Origin of the sequence: Vibrio diabolicus (assembly GCF_011801455.1) — a bacterium.
Lineage (GTDB): Bacteria > Pseudomonadota > Gammaproteobacteria > Enterobacterales > Vibrionaceae > Vibrio > Vibrio diabolicus.
In genome coordinates, this window is the sequence record NZ_CP042452.1 from 789,420 (window position 1) to 809,413 (window position 19,994).

Here is a 19,994-nt window from a genome sequence, read left to right on the forward strand (position 1 = left end):
GTTTTTATTAGAGAATAGAGTTCAAATGAGCCAATTGTTTATGCGCCGCGCATTGGAAGTGTCCAAAAATGCGCTTCCTGAATGTCAACCCAACCCGCCGGTTGGCTGCGTGTTAGTTAAAGACAATCAAATCGTTTCAGAAGGTCATACTCAAGCTATTGGTGGCAACCACGCGGAAGTAGAAGCGCTGAATGCATATCAAGGCTCGTTAGAAGCGGTGACGGCATACGTTACGCTCGAACCGTGTTCGTTTGTAGGTCGCACGCCGGCGTGCGCGTTGACATTAGTAAAATCCGGTATTAGCAAAGTCGTCGTAGCCATATTGGACCCCGACCCGCGAAACAGTGGTCGAGGTATCGAGATTCTAAAACAAGCCGGTATTGAGGTAGAAATTGGTTTATGCGGCGAGGAAGTCAGCGAGTTTCTTACCCCATATTTAGGCAAATCTTAATGTAAGCTTTGGCTTGCACGGTAGCTGCTCACTTATGAGGTGAATGGAGCACGTCAAAATTGAGTTAAAACTCATTAAAACAGGTCGTACCGCCCATTTCTTGTACTTGGCTACGTTAACTATCATGCTGTTAGATTAAAATAGAGAAAGTGATTTTCGAAAAATTTAATAGCATGAAACCGACCGATCTGAATCTTATCCCCATCTTTATTGCCATTTATGAAGAGGGGAACTTATCTAAAGCAGCAGCACGTCTCAGCATCACGCAGCCCGCAGTCAGCAAAGCGTTGGCACGCCTTCGTGATATTTATGACGAACCTTTATTTCATCGCTGTACCAAGGGGGTAGAACCTACCTCTTTTGCTATGGATATTTACCCTGCGCTGCTTACTTCGGTGCAAAACTTTACTTCAACTCTGGCGGCTTCTAGCGAATTTGACCCTAAAGTGTCGAATCGAGTGTTTTCCATTGCTTGTGTCTCTGTTGCAAGTTTTGAGTTGCTCCCTCAAGTCATGAAACAGATCCGTGAGTTAGCACCACATATTGCTTTAGAGGTTCATCCACTCTTCACAGAAGATTTTGAAAGCGATCTGCGTTTGCAACGTTACGACTTGATCATTGATATCGCGCCAAGAGCACGAACGGTTTTAAAAGTTGAAACTGTGCTTACTGAGCGCTTGGTGGTGGTGTCTAGCGAGGAGCACCCACGCTTAAAGGACGAGATTACGGCTGAACAATTTTTTGAAGAAGAACATGTGGTGGTTTCGCAGTGGCAGAGTCGTAAGAGCTTGTTAAACGCCGATGATATTGTCGACTTGGACAAAAGAAAGATAAAGTATCGAGCTTCTGGCGTGTTGGAAATGCTACCTGTTATCTGCGGTAGTGAATATATTGGTTTAATGCCCGAGTCGATGATCAACTTGTTCAACCACACCTATCATGTTAAATCTTTATCTATGCCATTAGATGAACAAACCTATGAGCTCTGCACAATATGGCATCCTAGTCGGACAAACGACAGTGCCCATCAATGGTTGCGATCACAGATTAAACAAGCAGGGAAAGTCATCAACCAATAGGAAGTGCAATGAAGAAGACAATACGTGCCATCCTTAACGGCAAAAAAGCTGGGAACCCAGAGTTAAGAGATGCAATCATGAAAATGAGAGACAAGGGCGTCGATGTGCAAGTGCGAGTGACTTGGGAATCTCAAGACATGCCGCGCTTGGTGAAAGAAGCGGTTGATGAAGGGATTGAACGTATTGTTGTCGCTGGTGGCGATGGGACCGTCAATGAGGCGGCTTCTGCGATTATCCAAATTGAAGAAGAAAAACGCCCTGAGTTAGCCATTATCCCTCTTGGTACCGCAAATGATTTTGCCACCGCGATTCAAGTGCCAGCTTCTATCAAGGCGTCTTTATCTCTCGCCGTAGAAGGGCAGTCTGCTTTGGTCGATTGTGTCAAGGCTAACGATCGCTACTTTATTAACGTGGCAACAGCTGGGTTTGGCGCAGAAGTTACGGCAGAAACGCCTGTTGAACTCAAAAACTTTCTTGGTGGCGGCGCTTATACACTAACTGGTGTTGTAAAAGCGCTCGGCTTTAAACCTTATGACGGAACAATAACAATTGAAGGCGGGGCTTATCAGGGAGAAATGTTGCTTGGCGCTTTCTGTAATGGTCGCTTAGCTGGAGGTGGGCAAGAGTTAGCATCGAAAGCGATGATTAATGATGGCTTGATGGATCTAACATTGGTGCGTCCATTCTTACCTCATGAGCTGCCAAAAGTTATCGAAGAGATCAATAATCCTAGCGAGAAAGGTGAGTTTGTAAAACACACAAGAGCAAGCTGGTTGGAGATAGACTTCCCAAATCCACTACCGCTTAATTTAGATGGCGAACCATATCATTCGAGAACAATACGGTTTGATGTTCAGCCTAAGAGTATACGATTAGTCTTGCCGCAAGATTGTCCTTGCTTGACCAGCTAAACGAGTAGTTTCACGGCCCATAAACAACACAGCCTCCAATATGTGGCTGTGTTGTTTGTGTTGAGGTGTCAGGCGAATTAAAGCTTTTGAATGGTCTCTACGTCAATCTGCGTGGTTGTCCACTCTGAGTCAACTTCGCCTCGAATCGTCACTTTATCGTTTGGACCAACGTCTAGCCCCATCCAATCTTCATTGTCGATTTCCACTTCGATTTCACCAGTCTCATCTTTGAACAAGTAAGTCTCGTTACCAAGAGATTGAACAATGTGCCCGGTTAACATGACGGCGCTGTCGTCGGTTGCGTTGTGCGCCTCTTTCACCGAATTAATTACGCTTACTTCTGGACCATTAAATGCGGCGAAAGCTGAGCTTGAAAGTAGGGCAAACATGGATGCTAAAATCATTTTTTTCATTATCGTCTCCTTAAATTAGAAGTAGTAAGTTGTGCCTACGTTAAAGGATGCAGTGTTTGCGTAGCTGTCTAGTTGATATTTTGCGTTTGCACCAATGGTGAGCTGCGGGAAAATTCGGTATTCCGCACCCACTGAGAACATTGCGCCTAGCTCGTTGTTTTTCTCTGTGTTGTGGAAAAGCGTGTTGTTCATTTCCACATCGTCGTTCGCGACAAGCTCGTATTCTTGATGTTTAGAAACCTTGGCGTTGTATTCCGTGTACGTTAGACCCGCTTTGAATTTTGTTGTCCATTTGTCATTTAATGCATAGTTAAACACAGGTGCCAACGACACTTGCTTGGCTTTGATTGACGCATCCCAATCCATTTCATGATGGTAATCTTTGCCATCAATTTGTTTGATACCAAGGTTCTTTGAACGATTATCATCAAGGTCAAATTGGCTGTAGCCCAACTCTAGCGCCCAGTTGTCATTGAACGCGTAACCGATAAAACCTGAGAAAATACCGTCTTCAAGCTCAGGGTTGAGTGTTACGTTGTCAGTTGAAAAGTGAGGTTCCAAATCATGGTCAGTGGTGCCTAGTCCATATTCCAGACCTACATAAGGAGCCGCAGATACCGAAACTGAGCAGGTAACAAGTAACGCAAGAAGTGTTTTGTTCATTTTATTTTGCCTCTTCAAATCAACTTAGTGAGTAGAAGCGCATTTTGTGTGAAGAAGCGTGAAGCGATCGTGAAGAAACGAAAAAATGTTTAGAAAAAAGAGCAAGGGGCGATAACCGAGGGGCGGTTTGAGTGAACAAACACCAAGCTCTTTATATAGAGTAAGTTAAGTTGCTGCGACGTAACACACCGCAAACGGGACATTAAGGCGAGTAAACTCTTTGATCCAACGCCATTGGTTATCCTGGAGTTTATCGCCAGGGCCTTTCACTTCAATCCACTCGAACTCATTTTCTTTAAAAGCAATGAGATCCGGCATCCCATTGCGGTAAAGCTTAAGGTCGCTCAATTGTATTTTGAACAGAGCCATCAGCATATTGGTTGGGATAGTGTTGAGCGCTGTTTCGAGTAGCTCTTTACTTATTAAATTCCAATGTACAAATGGATTACTAATGCCAAACTTCTCATCGTATTTTGTCAATAACGTCTGGGAGTTGCCTGCTTCTAGCTCGGCAAAAGCGGTGTCTATCAAAGCTTGGCGCTTGGTAACAAAATCCGAGTGATATAAATCTAAAGGACGGTGTTGATAAGCGTTAATGAATGCCCCTTCAATAGGAGCAAAAATCGCATCCCAGAATGTAAGCCCCAGTAGCGAGTTGAGCAACGCATTTTCAGCGTAAAACACATTCCAGCCTAAGGACTCAAAATACGCTTTACTGGCAAGCTCGACTCGTTGTTGAGATAAATCCAGTTCAATATGATATTCGGAGCAGAGTGGCTTCGCTACTCTTGGTACTTTCGCGCCTTGTTTTCGCTTCAACCGTTGCTCAAGTTTTTGTGCGACTTCGAGCTCAGACACATCAATTGGCGACAGCAGTATCTCTGTGACAATGTCACTAAATAAATCATCATGGTTCAGTTTATCATAGATACGTGCACGTCGTTCTCGGCTCGGAGCGAGCTGAGTTTGGCTAAATAGAGATAGGGCGGTCTCTAGCTCATTAATACGCTCATAGTCTCGCGCAATGTCATTTAACATGTGTTCGCGTTTACGATCTACGTAATGGTGACTAACTGGATGAGGCATTGCCTCAATTAATAAGTCGAGGTTCGCTTTGTCTTTTCGATCAAATTGCCAGTACAGGTTGGCCAGTTGGCTTAGTTCAATTAAGCGGTCTATTTGCTCACGTGAATCAAAGAAACGGCGCACTTTACTCAATTGGTATTGCTCGAACTGATGTAGACCTAAGTCATCAAGCACAAACTGACTTAAGTCTTGATGAGTGTTGGCAAAAAACAGGGTGAGTAATACGTCGATCATGTGAGCTGAATTGAGTTTGATGATCGTAAACTCAAGCTGCTCAAAACGATCAAATTCCGTGTTGCTTAAACGCTCTACAAGGGCATCTTTCTTTAATGACTTCGGTAGCTCTGGGTAAAGTGCAGAGATCTCCGGTTTCGTCAGTAAGTTAGACGCTAACTCTTGATGAGAGAGTGTTGGGGAAAGGGCCACAAACTCATGTTGACTCAATTCTGCCAGTGCTTCATTGATAGAAGGTATTTCTTGATAACTCAGCTTATCACTTCGAAACCAACACCCTTTTCGGCTGTATAAACGCACCAACAGGCATTGGGCGTGTTTGCTCAAGGAATCAAACGAGCAAAGCCAAGCGTGTTCATCCTCGGCCAGTAAATCGCTGTACCAGGTTACTGCGTGGTGAGTCAGCTTAAAGAAGTTTTCTAGATAGTAGTCTGGTGCAAGTTCGATAGGGCTTTCCATAAACGACCTGTAACAAAAAAGGCTTAACCCATAGGTTAAGCCTTTTCGCTATCAAATCAATTCGCAATTATGCGTTTTTTAGCTGCGCTACTTTCGCTTCAGACAGTGGCTTAGTGATGAACGCAAGTACGATACATACTGCCATCATTGCTGATGAAATAGTGTAAGCCAAGGTGTAGCCTTCGCCGTTCGTCATAGAGAAGCCAACAACTGCTGCGCCGATTGCACCACCGATACCCCATGCTGTGTAAAGCACGCCGTAGTTAGTACCGTAGTTTTTCAAACCGTAGAACTCGGCCGTTAGAGTAGGGAATACCGCTAGAAGTGTACCGTAACCTACCGCTGCGATCGCAGTGCCAATGATCAGAGTGAACTCAGAGTCGAACGTTGCGAACAACACCATGTTTACGCCTTGTAGGACGAACGCAAGTAGGAGCGTACGAACACCGCCGATTTTATCTGCAAGCATACCCGCAACAACACGGCCGCCTGAGTTAAATACAGCAAGAATAGACGCTAGGTAAACCGCGTTTGGCAAGTTTGCTTGAACGCTTGCGATGGTCGTGATGTTACCGATGATCATTAGACCAACAGAAGCTGCGAACGCGTACATGATCCATAGAGAGTAGAACTGTGGCGTCTTCAGCATTGCTTTCCAAGTTAGGTCATCTGACTTTTTAACCGCTTTAGGTGCTTGACCTTCTTTTACTTTAGGCTCTGCAGGCGTGTAGTCTGCTGGTGGGTTATTGATGGTTGCTGCAAGAGGAACTGCAATTGCTAGGATACCAACACCAAGAACCATAAAGCTCGTTTGAATGCCCATGCTGTCGATCAATGATGATGTTACTGGTGCTAGGTAGATAGCCGCTAGACCGAAACCAGCCGCAATAATGCCGTTAACCATGCCTTTCTTCGAAGCGTGGAACCATTTCATTGCAGAAGGTGATAGGCATGCGTAGCCAAAACCGATACCTGCACCTGTGATCACACCGAAGGTAATGTTCAGCATGAGTGGAGTGTCAACAAAGCCAGACGCGATCATGCCTAGACCTGTAAGAACAGTACCTAGGATAAGGATCATACGTGGACCCATGCGGTCTTGAAGAATACCTGCAACAAGAAGACAGATAGAGAAAGTGATGGTTGCAGTTGCATAAGGTGCAGAAGCTTCTGCAGCACTCCAGCCTGATTCAGTTACCAGTGCCTTGTTGAATACACTCCAAGCATACAGGATGCCAAGACAAAGGTTGATACAGAACCCTGCTAACAGGATGCGCATAGCTTTATCAATCTTGCTCATTTTCATTCTCAGTTTTTCCTCTTGTTGGCAATGCCGCAAAGAGGGTTGGTTTAAAGATGTTTTTTCTCAAAATTAGTTTGCGTTTTTCAACGATTAACGCAATGAGCGCGGATTATAACCAATAAATATGTGATTGGAATCTCTTTTTACCGTTACTGATAAAATAATTTGAAACATTAAAAGCGGATGTGAATTCATGGTTTTGTATGTGGTTGGAGTGTTATCAAAAAGTGATGATTTTTGTTGTAAGGAACGAGGAACTAGTCAAAACAGAGAATTCAGTGCGCAGTTGGGTGCACAGCTCACATTTCATATAAAAAATTTCAAAATGTTACCGTGTTAACTCTCTGTAACAAAAATGACTGAAATATCGTCTTATCGCCGTAAGTATTGGATGTAAAGGGTTTCTTAAATTTAAATTGTTAACCTTTTGTAATAACTAGAGCTGATTAGGTTTTTTGTGCATTAAGTGAACAAAAAAGTCACTTGTAATTGCAGATTATAGGAGCAGAATATAGCGAAAAATGAGATTTCATTTATGAAGGGATGCTTTTTTAGACTTGTTGTGAGGTGACTTATGAAACTGTTCCTATTACTCATGGCTTCGGTATCTGCTGGTGTCGCATCTGCAGACCACATCCATTCATTTATGTTGGGTCTATCTATTGCTTCTCTAGCGGTAGGGAGCTGTTATTTCTTTGCATTCCGTAGCTCGCGCTTTCCACAGCTTGCTTTATTCTTACTAATTTGCGGCATGCTTTCTAAGTTGACGATAACGGTTGTTGGTGTGATGTGGGGAATGTCGGCTGAATTAATTACGTCTCCAATCGTATTCGCACTTTCGTATTTATTCTTCTCCCTCGCCGTGACCTACTTATGGTTTAGTTATCGAGAGAGTATTACTAAGATCCCTGATCGATTTAAGTCAGCGTAAATCGTCAAATAAGAAAACATAATGAAAAAACGCCAGCAAAAGTGCTGGCGTTTTTGTTTAAAGCTAAGTCAGTTAGCTTGTTGTGTTTGGCTCGGTAGGGTTTGTCCTGTATTGACTGATACTGTTAGTGGCGGCTCTGGAACTTCTAAGAAGCAGGCGATTACTCTATAGAGTTCTCCTTCCGCAACGGTAACCTTTCCATCCGATTCAATCGCTAATCGACACGCTTTTACGAACAAGCGACGACTTTTCGGTTTGAGTTGCAGTAGGAGCTCTAAAGCGGCGCGATTTAGGCCCCAGTTCTTATTTGCGGGTTGTAACTCTGCATCATTAAAGCCCAAACAGGTTAGGGCGCTGCTAAATGCACGTTGAGCGTCTTCCGGTTGAGAGTGACTAACCCAAGCCAATTCGCGCAGTAGCCAAAACACACTCTCTTTTAATTGCTTTAAAGATTGGATCTGTTTTGTACATCCATACGATTCGAGTAGTTGCTTCTCCAATAAGTTGATGACACACCATTCTGCGAGTGAGTAGTGGTCATCAGTTTGAGAGAGTTCACGTAGCACCTGGCACAGTCTGTTTTTCTGACCCTCACTTAGCGATTTCAAGGCAGGGATGGAGAGTTCGAGTAATGGAAAGCGTAGATGAAGAGGCAAATCATAATCCAGCCATGGTAATAATTGTGCTTGAGACACATTGGGGATATGACTTTTTATCATCTCTCGCTGGAGTTCACTACCATCAAATATCAAGGCAAAAGCAATAAAGCGCGCACTGTATGGTTCACGAGCGATGTCGACAAGTTCGGAAGGAAGTTGGTTAAGTAGTTGTTGACCTACTTCGCTGAGTTCTGCGGTGGTTGGTTTCTCAGGTTGTGTCGACGTCCCTGATGAGAATCCACTAACGTTATCATTCTCAAAGCTTGTTGTTGGACGATGCGAACTTTGAGAAAAACTTCCATCCCAACCAGGTTCAATTCGGCGAATCCGTTCTTCTAGTGGAGGGTGAGTCGCAAATAGGCCAGAAAAGCCGGAGAGTTTGCTTTGACCAAACATCATATGGCTCATCTCATCGCTTGCTTTTGTATTCAATGAAGAACCCGCAATATGACTACCAATTTTCTTGAGTGCACCAGCAATGCCTTGATCGTTTCGAGTAAATTGAACGGCACTGGCATCAGCGAGAAATTCACGTTGACGAGAGATTGCAGCTTTGATCATCGAGCCAAACAAGGTGCCAATCCAGCCCAGAACCAAACAGATAATCGCAATCAACATGATAACCGCAAAGCCTTTATCGGAATCGGAAGAACTTCTTGATACGCGACTCGTATGATGAGTGTTATCTATGACCAAGTGTCCAAAATGTGCAATGCAAGTGATGCCAAACAGTACGCCGATAAGACGCGTATTCAAACGCATATCTCCGTTTAAGATATGGCTGAATTCATGAGCAATGACACCTTGTAGTTCATCTCGCGTGAAGCTATCCAGTGCGCCTTGTGTGACGCCGATGACGGCATCATCAATGCTCATGCCTGCTGCGAAAGCATTGATACCGCGCTCTTCCTGCATCACATAGACGGGAGGAACCGGAATACCAGATGCAATTGCCATCTCTTCCACAACGTTGAGCAGTTGTCTATGTTTTGCATCTAAGGTGTTTGAGGAAATCAGCTTGCCGCCTATGCTCTCAGCAACACCTCGGCCTCCATTGGAGGTGAGGGCGGACAAGCGAACCATTGAACTTATCGCAACAACCAGCAATACACCGGCAAAGCACAACAAGACGTAGGTAAGTGCGGTTTCTTGATCAAAGTGTTCGCCTGTTACTCCGTAATAGATACCAATCGATAATACGCTTACCAAACCAGTGATGGTGACAACTGCTAAGGAAAACAGGAACACCAAAAGCCCAGTGCGTTGACGCGCGGTATCTTGATGGTCAAAGAAATTCATTAGAACTCAACCTTCGGGGCCGCTTGTATTTCAGCACTGTCAGAAAACTCTAACAGTTTGCCATCTTGGAATCCGAATGCGTTGGAAAACAACACGGGCGGGAACGTTTGTTTGTATGTGTTGTAGCTGGTTACCGCATCATTAAATGCTTGGCGAGCAAACGCAACTTTGTTCTCAGTGCTGGTTAATTCTTCTTGAAGCTGACTCATGGTTTCATTCGCTTTAAGCTCAGGGTAGGCTTCCACTACAACATTCAGTTTGCCCAACGCACTTTGCAGCATGCCTTCTGCTTGGTTTAGTTGGCTAATTGCCGCATCACTACCAGGCGCGTCACTGGCTGCTTTCAGGCCAGCAATTGCTTGATTACGAGCTTGGATGACACGTTCAAATGTTTCTTTTTCGTGTTCCATATAGCCTTTTGCAGTATTAACTAAGTTTGGAATCAAATCGTATCGACGTTTTAATTGAACTTCTATTTGAGCGAAGCTGTTTTTGAAACGGTTTTGTAGAGTAACGAGCTTGTTGTAGATACTGACGGCGTACACCACAATGAGCAGGACAATAACGATAAAGACAATAAATGCAGTCATAATAAATCCCATTTTCTTAATGTATTCAGTTCTTATATAAACTGTTGAGATATTAAGCAAATGCTTCTGAAGAAGCGATGTAATAACCGAGAAATATGTCACGAGTTGAGTAACAATTAAAATGCATTTACAAAGCAATACAGAAAGAATAATGGCACTGGAGAGATGAAAGAAATAGGCCCAGCTAGAAGCCGGGCCTTGTCGATAAGCAATATTGGCGATGCCGTTAGGCACTCATTGGAACAAGCACCATAGTACCAATTATAACTGTGATAAGACCAGCAAGAACCGGAACAGATGTTCGTTTTACAACCTCAAACGGGCTGATGTTCGCCATACCGGATGTCGCAACGATTACGCCAGACACTGGTGAGATAGTACGACCTAGGTTTGATGCTTGAAGCATCGGGATAATTAGGAACGCTGGGTTTAGTCCCATTTTCGCAGCCAAAGATGGTGCCAACTCTACAAATGCATAGAAAGGCGCGTTACCAGACCCCGTTGCAATTGCTGCTGCAACTGTCAATGCAGTAAGGATAAGCATTAAAGCAACACCGCCTGCACCTGCATTGTCTGCAAGGTGAAGTAGGTTATCGATAGCGCCGATAGACATTAGACCTTGAGCAAAAACCCCCGCTGCAACCAAAAGCATCACAACGCCTTTGAACGCGTCAGCCATGCCAGCGTAACAAGAATCTAAATCTTCCAGTGATTTCTTACCATCAAACTTATTTACAACGTAATGGATCAGAGCGCCAAGGAAAATCGAACCGACCACAATAGTGTAAATGTCTAGGCTAAGTCCTGGAATGGTACGACCGTTGAATAGGAACACGCCGATGATAGGTAGAAATGGCAGTGCCGCATAAAACGCTGGTGCATCGGCTTTGATCTCTGATACGTCAATTTTTTCCATTGGCGTATTTTCTTTCTTATCTAAGTATTTGTTCCAGAAGAAAGCCGCGGCAGCCATCACGATGATTGCGCAAATAGAAACAGGCAACACTGTTTGTACCGCAAACACATCAAGCGCCAAGCCAGATTTTTCGGCGGCGATCACCACATCACCAGAGGTTGGAGAAAGAATGATTGCCGCAGGAGAGGCACAAACTGCAACCGCTGCTGGACGAGAGATCCCCATCGCGACCATCATTGGGAACAATGTCGCCATTAATAGTACGCCAAGGCCAGTTGCAGAACTTACCGCAAGAGACATCAAACACGCCACAATGTAAGCCGCTACCAAAAGGACATAAGGAGACTTGATAACAGAAAGCGGTTTAGAGAACTGTTTCACTACAACGTTATTCGCGCCGATGTGAGTCATATAGGAAGCGAAGCCACATAGCAACATGATTTGCATACCAAGGCCGCCGCCGCGGTATTGTAGCATGTATTTCACGTATTCTAGCGCGTCTGTCACCATGTTACCGGTTGAGGTGATTTTTGAGGGCAGCACGTCATGCCCCAATACGCCAGTCATAAGAAGTAAAGCAATACCAGCCGTCAGTAACACGCCCGCTGCTTTATAGCCTTTGACGATAAAGTAACCCACAGCAATGGTGACAACTAAGCCAATTAAGAGCTCTAACATAGGGATCTCCGAATGTTATGAAAAAAAGAAAGAAACTGTTTCAGTTTATGACAAGGAATTTACAGAATTCTTAACTGTGGCACGAGACAAATATGGGGCTTGTATGATCTGAGACAAATAATAATTTAATAATTAATTTCGTTAGATTGTATTGTTGGAATTTGGTTTTCTAAGTGTTATGTGCTGGTTTGAAGCTGTTTGCAGGAAGGAAAATATGACCAGAAATTTGAATAAATAGTGAGGGAATTGATTCAAAATGAGAAAAAGAAACAACTCAGTGAGTTGGAAGAGGGTAATAATCCTTGCAACAAAAAAGCTTCGCCGAAGCGAAGCTAAATCGTAAGGATGGGTTAAGTTAAGCGTATCGGCGCACCATGAGGTTCCAACTGCGTTGTTGCCGCTCGAACTCCGCTTTGATTTGCTGATACTTTATCTTTGTCACAGAGCACTCGTATTTTTTTACCACACTGGCTGTTTTTGCACCGAGTACTTCCTTTCGCATCTCATAATATTCCTGCATGTGATGAACTAGCGCATCAAACTCGTGTTGTAACTGATCGAGAATCGTCTGCGTATTCGGTTTTGCTCCCAGTTTTTCTTTTGCTTTCTTCAAGAGTTGAGTTGCGCGAGCTTTTTCAATTCTAAATGTAGGCGTTGTGCGCAACTTAGATGTGAGTCCAAGCCAAGAACAAGACTTAATCAACCACTTGGTCGGGTCGTAATGCCACCAATACACACCATTACGATAGTCATTCTCGAAGATATGATGGAAATTGTGGTAGCCCTCACCAAATGTGAAAAACGCTAACACGCCGTTGTCGCGAGCGGTGTTTTTGTCCGTGAAAGTCTGCTTTCCCCAAACATGCGCAAGTGAGTTAATGAAAAAGGTCGTGTGGTGGCTCATAAATAGTCGAGCGGCACCAACTACTAATAACATACCCCAAATATCGCCGTAGATAATTCCAAGAGCGACCGGAAAGCCAATATTGGTGAGTAGAGCAAGTGGAACATAGTACTTATGTTGCCACATGACGATTTTGTCACGTTTTAAATCGCGGCAGTTGGTGTATTCGTTTTCCTGCGATTTGTTGTAGTCGCGTAACATCCAGCCAATGTGAGAATACCAAAAGCCACGTTTCGCTGAGTAAGGATCTTTGTCGTTATTGTCGACATGCTTGTGGTGTACACGATGATCAGAAGACCAGTGTAATGCACTATTTTGCAAAGAAAATGCTCCTCCAATCGCAAAAATAGCACGTAAAATTGGATGAGCTTCGTATGTTTTGTGGCTCCAGAGTCGGTGATAGCCTGCTGTAATAGAAAGATTCGTAAAACTGAATGCCATCACTCCCCAAACTAGATGCTCCCAACCCAGTCCAAAATGATATGCATACCAAGGCATTACAATAAAAGTCAGAACAAAACTGGAAGAAAATATCAACGTATTCAACCAGATAATGGGTGGTTTGTTTTGAGTCACAGGTGTATTCCTAACTTTGAGCTAACAACTGTTCGCCAGAATATCAGCGTACACGTGTAAGTCAAATTAAAGTTAGACAAATGTGACTGTTCCTTTGGATGTACATTAAGGAACTTGATGGGATATTTTGCTTTTAATTGAATAATGAGTAGTATTAAAAAATGAGCTCTGGCTTAAGGTGTATAAAATCTGCCAAGAAACAAGTGTTATAAAGGTGGAATATGCCGAGACTCTATAAAGAAGCAAAAAATGTAAGAAAATAGGAATACGTAATGGATTTACGATTAGCGGAATATAAGGACTACGAGCGCATTGCGCATCTTCATGCGGATAGTTGGAAGCGTCATTACCGTGGCATTCTTAGTGATAACTATCTTGATAAAGAGGCGATTGACGACAAACTACTGATCTGGCAAACCCGTCTGACCAACCCACCATTCAACCAGCACATTGTCTTGGCGGAAGAGGGTGGTTTGTTGCTCGGCTTCGTTTGTGTGTTTGGCAACCATGATTTCGAGCGTGGAACCTTTATTGACGCACTGCATGTTGATGACAGCTACCGCGGTCGTGGTATTGGCAAGCAGCTATTACTTGCTGTCGCAGAATGGCAACAACAGTATTTTAAAGACACTGGTCTTTATCTAGAAGTCGTATCGCAAAACATTTCTGCAATTGAATTCTACCGCCATATTGGAGGTCAAGAATGTCAAGAGCGAACTTGGCGTGCGCCAGGTGGTACAGAAGTATTGGAGAAGGTATTCCGTTGGAAGAATGCTCAGTCACTAGTCAGTGGGATAGAAGAAAACGTTATTTACTCCTAGTCTGACGTTTTAGCTTAGCAATAAGAGCAGCATCAACGCTGCTCTTTTTTGTGCCTGCCCTAAAGTTTTGTGTTTCAGTGGGCGACTCAAAAGCAAAGCCCCATGGCTTTTAGCTCTGACTCGCATTGCTGAGCATTTTCAAATTGAATGGCTTCCATGCCTACCGCTCGGGCCCCTTCGACGTTGTATGGCATATCATCAAGAAATACCGTTTCCTCGGCCTGAAGCTGATATGTTGAAAGTAGGGCTTGGTAGATCTCAGCTTGTGGCTTTAGTAACTGCACTTCAGAAGAGATGATTGCACCTTCAAACAGCGGCCAGAATTCATAGGTAGCACGAAGATGCTCAACAATTTCGTTGACGTTGTCTGTGAGCGCATAAACGCGATATCCTGCACTTTTTATTCTTTTTAGCAGTTCGACACTGCCGTAAAGTAATATTTGTGTATGTTTTACGTAGTAAAAAAAGCGGTCCATTTCTTCCGCTGTCACTTTGTGCTCACGTTGATAGCACAGTTTGGCTTCCTCTTCGGAAATGATTCCTTTGTTTAAGTCTTTCCAGATTTGTGATGAAAACAGCAACTGGGCCATTTTTTCCGCTTCTACTGAGTGACCAAATGTTAAGCGAACAATCTCTACCGGAGACCAGCGTACTAATACATTTCCCACATCAAAAATTACGTTTTTTATTTGTAAAGGTTCCATAACACACTCCAAGCCAATTGTTCATCACCGCGTTACATCCACAGTGAATGCTGTCGTTAAATCTTTGGAAGTTCGAGCTAAAGGCGCTGTTTAAACGTCTCGAACGTATATGAGATTAACATCCCTTAGGATACAACGCGATTATCGCAAAATTACACTAAACTATATGCAACTTCATTTATTTGGTTGTAAATCAAGTGTCGCTATCTTAAAAGATTGAAATTAAAGACAAGCGTCGCGAAATATTTGCGCCATTTCGCGCTGCTTATAAGCGTTAAGTAATATATAATTACTTAATAATAAAACGATAAGAATGAATGCAAATCACACTATTGGGACGTCAGGCGGAGTAGGCAAAATAGATAATATGGACTCGATACGTAAGGTTTATCAATATGCAGAACCCAACCTGACTCTCGTTGGTTGGATGGGGTTTCTTGGCTTTCCGCTGTACTACTTTGTTTGGGATTTTGTTTTCCCACAGGCTTATGAAAACTTGCCGCTCAGACTGTTTTGTTCACTATTGTTCTTTGGCATCATTTTTAGAAACCGCTTGTCGTCAACGTGGCGAAAATATATCCATATTTACTACCAAGTGACGATAACGATCTGCTTACCGTTTTTCTTTTTCTATATGTTATTGATGAATGACTGGTCCAATGTTTGGGTCATGTCCTTTATGTCCGCGATTTTCTTGCACATTCTATTGGTTCATGTCACAAGAGTTATGTTCGCTCAAACTTTTGCCGGAATAGGTTTAGCGACGTTCTTTGCTTGGGTAGCGAAAGGGTTTCATCTCGATTTAACAATGGACTGGACGCATGTGCCAATCTTTCTCTTTATTTATGTATTTGGCAATTTATTCTACTTTCGGAACCAAGTAGAGCACGAAGCGAAAGTGTCGTTGGCCAAGTCATTCGGGGCCGGAATTGCGCATGAAATGCGTAACCCTTTAAGTGGCCTTTGTACGTCAATCGATGTTATCCAATCAGTCTTACCCAGTAAAAAAGAAGCCGAGAAAGACCAATATCTGATGAGCGGAGAGGATGTCACCCTGCTGCGCGAAGTTAGTGAGGATGCGATGAACATCATCCAGTCGGGCAACGAGACGATAGATTTACTTCTGACATCGATAGACGAAAACCGTGTCTCGCGATCCAGTTTCCAAAAGCATTCTGCTCACTCAGTGGTTGAAAAAGCGATTGAAAGCTTTAGTTATAAGCGTGCGACGGATCGCTTTGCTATATCCCTAGATGCGAGAAGTGAGTTTGATTTTCTTGGTAGCGATACCTTACTCAAATACGTTATGTATAACCTTTTCAAGAACGCCTTCCATCATCGCACATCTGAAGATTTCCACATACATGTCTCCATGACGAGTACGGAGCACTCAAACCAAATCGTTGTAACCGATAATGGTGCAGGCATTGCTCCTGATGTCCTACGTAATATATTTCAGGACTTTTACACAACTGGTAAGTCAGGCAGCTATGGTTTGGGTTTGCCATTTTGTAAAAAAGTGATGCGTTCTTTCGGAGGTAACATTGAATGCCAGTCTCAGCTAGGTGAGTGGTCTCAGTTCACGTTAACTTTCCCGCCGATCACATCTGATATCGTGACTGAAATTAAAAACGATTTGACCAAACTCAAAACCATCCTAACGGTGACTAATCAAGATATTCTTGTGTCGAAAGTGACGGACATTAGCCGTTTTATGGGTTTTGAATCAACGATCTTAGATGTTAATCAAGTGCTCAAAAAGAAAGAGTATGAGTTCGAATTCGACCTGATTTTTATCGATCTTGAGAGCTTGGATGCAAGAGCAAACCAATTGGATAGATTAGAATCTCTTTTGTCTTTCACGGAAGCTCGTATCGTTTATCTTTTTGAGCATCACCCGACACAGAGAGCATGCAAAGCGGCATATGAGCCTATTTGGGTCGAGACTCAAGCCTGGTTATTGAATACTAAGCCAACCATTGACCGTCTCTTGTATGATTCAAGCTATGTATCGACACCAACGGCCTCAGTGGCTTTGGATACGTCAAATAAGCGGACAATTATGGTCGTGGATGATAACGAATCTTTGCGAAAATTTACCGCGATGTTACTCGAAAAGCAGGGCTTTGAAGTGATTCAGAAAGAAGACGGGCAGCAAGCACTGGATACATTAGAGCAAGAGAACGTTGACCTCATTCTTATGGATATCGAGATGCCCATCATGGATGGTGTAGAAGCTTCAAGGCGAATTCGAAGCTCGGATAAAAACTATGCGTCGGTACCTATTATTGCGCATACTGGGGATAGCTCACCTGTTACGCTGGACAAAATAGGCTCTTCTGGCATGTCTGACTTTATCGTGAAACCAGCGGATAAAAATCGCTTATTCGACAAAATCGCAAACTGGATTTAATCACTCGCAACTGTGTTATCTTGAGACGAGTTGATCATAACGCGAATACGGATAAAGAGCTCAGCAAAACTGCTGAGCTCTTTATTTTTACCTACACTCTAGCTTATACAAACTCTAGATCGGGATGAACAAACGCTTCTTGGCAGGCGGAAAGAACGTGATCGACTTCGGCGGCAGTCATGTCCGCATTGACAGAAAAACGAATGATGTTCTTGTTTCTTCCTGTTGCAGGGCGACAGAAAACTGCGCCAAAGACATCTCTTTCTTCTAAAAAGTCGCGAACTCGCTCAGTGTTTCTTTCGTTGCCACATTCTAGCGCGATAATTTGCGACTCACTGCGAATAGTAAACCCAATACGTTTTAAACCAACGGCTAGAGACTTCGCTCTTTTAAACAAAATCTCCCGTTTGTCATCGGCTTTTTTTATGACGTCCAGTGTTTTTTCTAACCGAATAATTTCTTGCGGTAACACGGTGGAGCTGAAAATGGCAGGATACGCGACAAATGGAAGCGTCTTCGCCAGCTTTTCTGCACCTAAAATTGCGCCAGCACGATAAGCAAATGTCTTTGCAAGACTTACGGTTACAAAATCCACCATATGAGTCAAATCCAGCTCTTGCAGTAGCCCAGCGCCTTGCGTACCGTGCGTACCTAACGAGTGCGATTCATCCACAACTAAGCCGCAGTCAAACTCTTGTGCTATTTCGTAGATATCACGTAGAGGAGCAATGGTTCCGATAGTGCTGTAAACCGAATCCACAACAATAATTCCCGAACCATGGCGTGAAATCTGTTTTCGTAAGTGGTTGGTGTTGTTATGCATGAACGGATGAATTTGTGCTCCTGCGATACGTGCACCTTCCCATAAAGACATATGCGCAAAGAAGTCGATATACACAGGTATGTTCGGTGCACAAATAGTCTGTAATAAACCGACATTCGCAGCCCATCCCGATTGAGAAAGCAGACAGCTAGGCATGCCGACAAAACTGGCTAGTTGAGTTTCAAATGCAGGTTTCGACTCATCATCTTGCAAGAAAATCGCGGACATCACGACGTTGTCATCGTGTTGAGAAATCGCATCACGATGCACGTTTTGAATCTCCTTGTTATGAGACAGTGCCAGGTAATCATTGCTTTGCATAACAACGGCATTACATGGTGGACGTTTACCAAGAACAAGGTGTTTCTTGTTCTCGTTCGGTTCAATTAGATCTTGAATATGAAAATCTAGGCGTTCCTCAATAAAGGAAGGAAGTGGTTTGCTTTGTATAGTTTCACTCATAATAAATCTCTTCTTCATATGGAAAAACGCCAGCGCTGACACTTATTCATATTGCGGATTTTGGGGAGAGTGTCACTAACCAGGTTGCATAAGTTTGCAGACCCTTGCAAACTCGACATTTGAGGGTTGGATGCTGGCTGTAACTCTATAGGGGCCCGGGGTCTAAACTAGTTTGTGCTTAAAGTTTATACGGCGATTTTGCGGTGTTTTTTTCGTGCTTCATATCTGGATTTTGTATGAGGAATATAAAGTTTGAAAAGTGAAAAAATGGGCGCATTAGATAACAAAAAAGGCGCGAAAATCGCGCCTTAAAATATAATTGGGAAAAGATAATATCAGTTTATCGCTTATTACGTAGATAGCGCTTGCGGCGTTCTTCTTTACGCTTCGCTTTTTCTTCTTCTTTACGAGCGGTTTCAATCTCGACTTCAATCAGCTCTTGAGTGATCATTTCTGGGCGCTCTAGTGTAATTTGGCCTAGTATGCCTTGGCGAAGTTCGTGCAACAAAATCTCTGATACTTTGTGCAAGTCCACACGTCCACCTGCGCGTAGTGCACCACGGCGGCGACCAATCTCTTCCATGATCTCGATATCTGATTCAGGAAGCTCTTCGATTTGGTAACGCTCTTTCAGCTTGTCTGCATAGTGGGCTGCTAGATACTCAATGGTGTAAAACGCAACCTCGTCGTATTCCATCGCAGTATCTTTTACAGCGCCAGTAGCAGCTAAACGGAAGCCACTGTGTGGGTTTTCCACTTTTGGCCACAGAATCCCTGGTGTATCGGATAAAACGATGCCATTTTGCAGGTTGATACGCTGCTGACGACGTGTTACCGCGGGCTGGTTACCAGTCACCGCGATCGTTCGACCAGCTAGAGTATTGATGATTGTCGATTTCCCAACGTTTGGGATCCCCATGATCATGGTACGAATGTTTTTACCGATCTCTTCACGGTGTGGGGCAAGTTTACGGCAAAGCTCCATGATTCGATGCACTTCTTGCGGTTCTGACGTCGTGATTGCCATTGCTTTTACGTGTTGCTCTTGCTCCAAGTGCTCAATCCATAATTGAGTTAACTCAGGATCGGCCAAATCACGCTTGTTCAAGACTTTAACGACCGGCTTGTCACCACGGATTTGAGAAATCAAAGGGTTTTCACTACTGAAAGGAATACGAGCATCCAGTACTTCGATGATCACATCCACTTGTGGGATTGCTTCTTCGATCTCTTTACGTGCTTTGTGCATGTGGCCAGGAAACCACTGGATTGAGTTATTAACCATTTGAATTTAATACCTTAATTTTCTTACTGCTCCAACGGGCGTACGAGTAGTAATTTGAGCTTCGAGCAGCATAGTTTTAGACAGAGTGTGTTAAAACCGTACTTACTTTTGTGGCTCTGTACCGCAAAGTTGAGCGTTTTTTTCGTGTTAATGAGCTAGTTTATCACGGAATGACGGCGAAGCATTCAAGATGGAGACAAAAAGCCACGGTTTAAAGACGAGCAAGTAAACATTTGTTGAGTATGCTCTCCAACGGACTTACAACAAGTATTCACTTTGGTGAGATATTAAGCGCAAATATTGTGTAGTCAAAGGTGGATTGTTTTGTCGGTTT

General features: G+C 43.5%; 17 protein-coding genes. 6 read left to right on the plus strand and 11 right to left on the minus strand.

Annotation, left to right across the window (positions count from 1 at the left end):
* The first annotated feature begins 25 nt into the window (after positions 1 to 25).
* From FR741_RS18785 to yegS, 3 genes are all read left to right on the plus strand, one after another.
* Positions 26 to 451, plus strand: a complete 426-nt coding sequence (locus tag FR741_RS18785; RefSeq protein WP_167427429.1) for a bifunctional diaminohydroxyphosphoribosylaminopyrimidine deaminase/5-amino-6-(5-phosphoribosylamino)uracil reductase RibD — start codon at positions 26 to 28, stop codon at positions 449 to 451.
* Between the two features lie 173 nt (positions 452 to 624).
* Positions 625 to 1,530 (plus strand): LysR family transcriptional regulator, encoded by a 906-nt coding sequence (locus FR741_RS18790; protein ID WP_167427430.1) that lies wholly within the window; start codon positions 625 to 627, stop codon positions 1,528 to 1,530.
* Positions 1,531 to 1,538: 8 nt separating this feature from the next.
* Positions 1,539 to 2,441 carry a lipid kinase YegS gene (gene yegS, locus FR741_RS18795; protein ID WP_048624961.1) on the plus strand — a complete coding sequence of 301 codons (903 nt, stop codon included), beginning with the start codon at positions 1,539 to 1,541 and terminating at the stop codon, positions 2,439 to 2,441.
* Positions 2,442 to 2,518: 77 nt separating this feature from the next.
* Here yegS and FR741_RS18800 read toward each other — a convergent pair whose 3' ends face one another.
* The 4 genes from FR741_RS18800 to FR741_RS18815 all read right to left on the minus strand — a co-directional run bounded on the left by FR741_RS18800 (position 2,519) and on the right by FR741_RS18815 (position 6,596).
* Positions 2,519 to 2,854: a NirD/YgiW/YdeI family stress tolerance protein gene (locus FR741_RS18800; protein WP_005398145.1), complete on the minus strand. Its 336-nt coding sequence runs from the start codon at positions 2,852 to 2,854 to the stop codon at positions 2,519 to 2,521.
* Positions 2,855 to 2,869: 15 nt separating this feature from the next.
* Positions 2,870 to 3,517 carry an AcfA family outer membrane beta-barrel protein gene (locus tag FR741_RS18805; protein ID WP_046876005.1) on the minus strand — a complete coding sequence of 216 codons (648 nt, stop codon included), beginning with the start codon at positions 3,515 to 3,517 and terminating at the stop codon, positions 2,870 to 2,872.
* A gap of 165 nt (positions 3,518 to 3,682) precedes the next feature.
* Positions 3,683 to 5,296, minus strand: a complete 1,614-nt coding sequence (locus tag FR741_RS18810) for a VRR-NUC domain-containing protein (protein ID WP_167427431.1) — start codon at positions 5,294 to 5,296, stop codon at positions 3,683 to 3,685.
* 67 nt (positions 5,297 to 5,363) lie between these two features.
* Positions 5,364 to 6,596 carry an L-lactate MFS transporter gene (locus tag FR741_RS18815; RefSeq protein WP_167427866.1) on the minus strand — a complete coding sequence of 411 codons (1,233 nt, stop codon included), beginning with the start codon at positions 6,594 to 6,596 and terminating at the stop codon, positions 5,364 to 5,366.
* Between the two features lie 577 nt (positions 6,597 to 7,173).
* Here FR741_RS18815 and FR741_RS18820 point away from each other — a divergent pair.
* The gene (locus FR741_RS18820; protein WP_005398137.1) at positions 7,174 to 7,530 is read left to right on the plus strand and encodes a hypothetical protein; all 357 of its coding nucleotides are present in this window, start codon (positions 7,174 to 7,176) and stop codon (positions 7,528 to 7,530) included.
* A gap of 68 nt (positions 7,531 to 7,598) precedes the next feature.
* On the opposite strand, the gene FR741_RS18825 is transcribed toward FR741_RS18820, so the two are convergent.
* The 4 genes from FR741_RS18825 to FR741_RS18840 all read right to left on the minus strand — a co-directional run bounded on the left by FR741_RS18825 (position 7,599) and on the right by FR741_RS18840 (position 13,152).
* A complete protein-coding gene (locus FR741_RS18825; RefSeq protein ID WP_167427432.1) occupies positions 7,599 to 9,488 on the minus strand; it encodes a M48 family metallopeptidase in 1,890 nt (629 codons plus the stop codon).
* On the minus strand, positions 9,488 to 10,078 hold the full coding sequence (locus FR741_RS18830; RefSeq protein WP_005398201.1) for a LemA family protein: 591 nt from the start codon (positions 10,076 to 10,078) through the stop codon (positions 9,488 to 9,490). The genes FR741_RS18825 and FR741_RS18830 overlap by 1 nt, the downstream gene beginning before the upstream one ends.
* Before the next feature lie 226 nt (positions 10,079 to 10,304).
* Entirely contained in the window at positions 10,305 to 11,672 is a 1,368-nt protein-coding gene (gene dcuC / locus FR741_RS18835; RefSeq protein WP_005398199.1) for an anaerobic C4-dicarboxylate transporter DcuC, read from the minus strand.
* A gap of 355 nt (positions 11,673 to 12,027) precedes the next feature.
* A complete protein-coding gene (locus FR741_RS18840; RefSeq protein ID WP_005398197.1) occupies positions 12,028 to 13,152 on the minus strand; it encodes an acyl-CoA desaturase in 1,125 nt (374 codons plus the stop codon).
* A gap of 272 nt (positions 13,153 to 13,424) precedes the next feature.
* On the opposite strand from FR741_RS18840, the gene FR741_RS18845 reads away from it, so the two are divergent.
* On the plus strand, positions 13,425 to 13,973 hold the full coding sequence (locus tag FR741_RS18845; RefSeq protein ID WP_005398196.1) for a GNAT family N-acetyltransferase: 549 nt from the start codon (positions 13,425 to 13,427) through the stop codon (positions 13,971 to 13,973).
* An 86-nt stretch (positions 13,974 to 14,059) separates the two neighbouring features.
* Here the strand turns inward: FR741_RS18845 and FR741_RS18850 are convergent, their stop codons facing one another.
* On the minus strand, positions 14,060 to 14,677 hold the full coding sequence (locus FR741_RS18850) for an HAD family hydrolase (RefSeq protein WP_074190595.1): 618 nt from the start codon (positions 14,675 to 14,677) through the stop codon (positions 14,060 to 14,062).
* 367 nt (positions 14,678 to 15,044) lie between these two features.
* Between FR741_RS18850 and FR741_RS18855 the strand changes: the two genes are divergently transcribed.
* Positions 15,045 to 17,090, plus strand: coding sequence for a response regulator (locus FR741_RS18855; protein ID WP_006742321.1), 2,046 nt, complete (start codon positions 15,045 to 15,047; stop codon positions 17,088 to 17,090).
* A 103-nt stretch (positions 17,091 to 17,193) separates the two neighbouring features.
* On the opposite strand, the gene cqsA is transcribed toward FR741_RS18855, so the two are convergent.
* Positions 17,194 to 18,375 (minus strand): alpha-hydroxyketone-type quorum-sensing autoinducer synthase, encoded by a 1,182-nt coding sequence (gene cqsA / locus FR741_RS18860; protein ID WP_167427433.1) that lies wholly within the window; start codon positions 18,373 to 18,375, stop codon positions 17,194 to 17,196.
* A 340-nt stretch (positions 18,376 to 18,715) separates the two neighbouring features.
* Complete coding sequence (ylqF, locus tag FR741_RS18865; protein ID WP_005395264.1) at positions 18,716 to 19,660, minus strand: ribosome biogenesis GTPase YlqF; 945 nt, start codon at positions 19,658 to 19,660, stop codon at positions 18,716 to 18,718.
* Positions 19,661 to 19,994: the final 334 nt, after the last annotated feature.

Bases quoted from the DNA above. Each gene is read 5' to 3' on its own strand.
- FR741_RS18785 (WP_167427429.1), top strand. From the start codon at position 26: ATGAGCCAATTGTTTATGCGCCGCGCATTGGAAGTGTCCAAAAATGCG.
- FR741_RS18790 (WP_167427430.1), top strand. From the start codon at position 625: ATGAAACCGACCGATCTGAATCTTATCCCCATCTTTATTGCCATTTAT.
- yegS (WP_048624961.1), top strand. From the start codon at position 1,539: ATGAAGAAGACAATACGTGCCATCCTTAACGGCAAAAAAGCTGGGAAC.
- FR741_RS18800 (WP_005398145.1), bottom strand. From the start codon at position 2,854: ATGAAAAAAATGATTTTAGCATCCATGTTTGCCCTACTTTCAAGCTCA.
- FR741_RS18805 (WP_046876005.1), bottom strand. From the start codon at position 3,517: ATGAACAAAACACTTCTTGCGTTACTTGTTACCTGCTCAGTTTCGGTA.
- FR741_RS18810 (WP_167427431.1), bottom strand. From the start codon at position 5,296: ATGGAAAGCCCTATCGAACTTGCACCAGACTACTATCTAGAAAACTTC.
- FR741_RS18815 (WP_167427866.1), bottom strand. From the start codon at position 6,596: ATGAGCAAGATTGATAAAGCTATGCGCATCCTGTTAGCAGGGTTCTGT.
- FR741_RS18820 (WP_005398137.1), top strand. From the start codon at position 7,174: ATGAAACTGTTCCTATTACTCATGGCTTCGGTATCTGCTGGTGTCGCA.
- FR741_RS18825 (WP_167427432.1), bottom strand. From the start codon at position 9,488: ATGAATTTCTTTGACCATCAAGATACCGCGCGTCAACGCACTGGGCTT.
- FR741_RS18830 (WP_005398201.1), bottom strand. From the start codon at position 10,078: ATGACTGCATTTATTGTCTTTATCGTTATTGTCCTGCTCATTGTGGTG.
- dcuC (WP_005398199.1), bottom strand. From the start codon at position 11,672: ATGTTAGAGCTCTTAATTGGCTTAGTTGTCACCATTGCTGTGGGTTAC.
- FR741_RS18845 (WP_005398196.1), top strand. From the start codon at position 13,425: ATGGATTTACGATTAGCGGAATATAAGGACTACGAGCGCATTGCGCAT.
- FR741_RS18850 (WP_074190595.1), bottom strand. From the start codon at position 14,677: ATGGAACCTTTACAAATAAAAAACGTAATTTTTGATGTGGGAAATGTA.
- FR741_RS18855 (WP_006742321.1), top strand. From the start codon at position 15,045: ATGGACTCGATACGTAAGGTTTATCAATATGCAGAACCCAACCTGACT.
- cqsA (WP_167427433.1), bottom strand. From the start codon at position 18,375: ATGAGTGAAACTATACAAAGCAAACCACTTCCTTCCTTTATTGAGGAA.
- ylqF (WP_005395264.1), bottom strand. From the start codon at position 19,660: ATGGTTAATAACTCAATCCAGTGGTTTCCTGGCCACATGCACAAAGCA.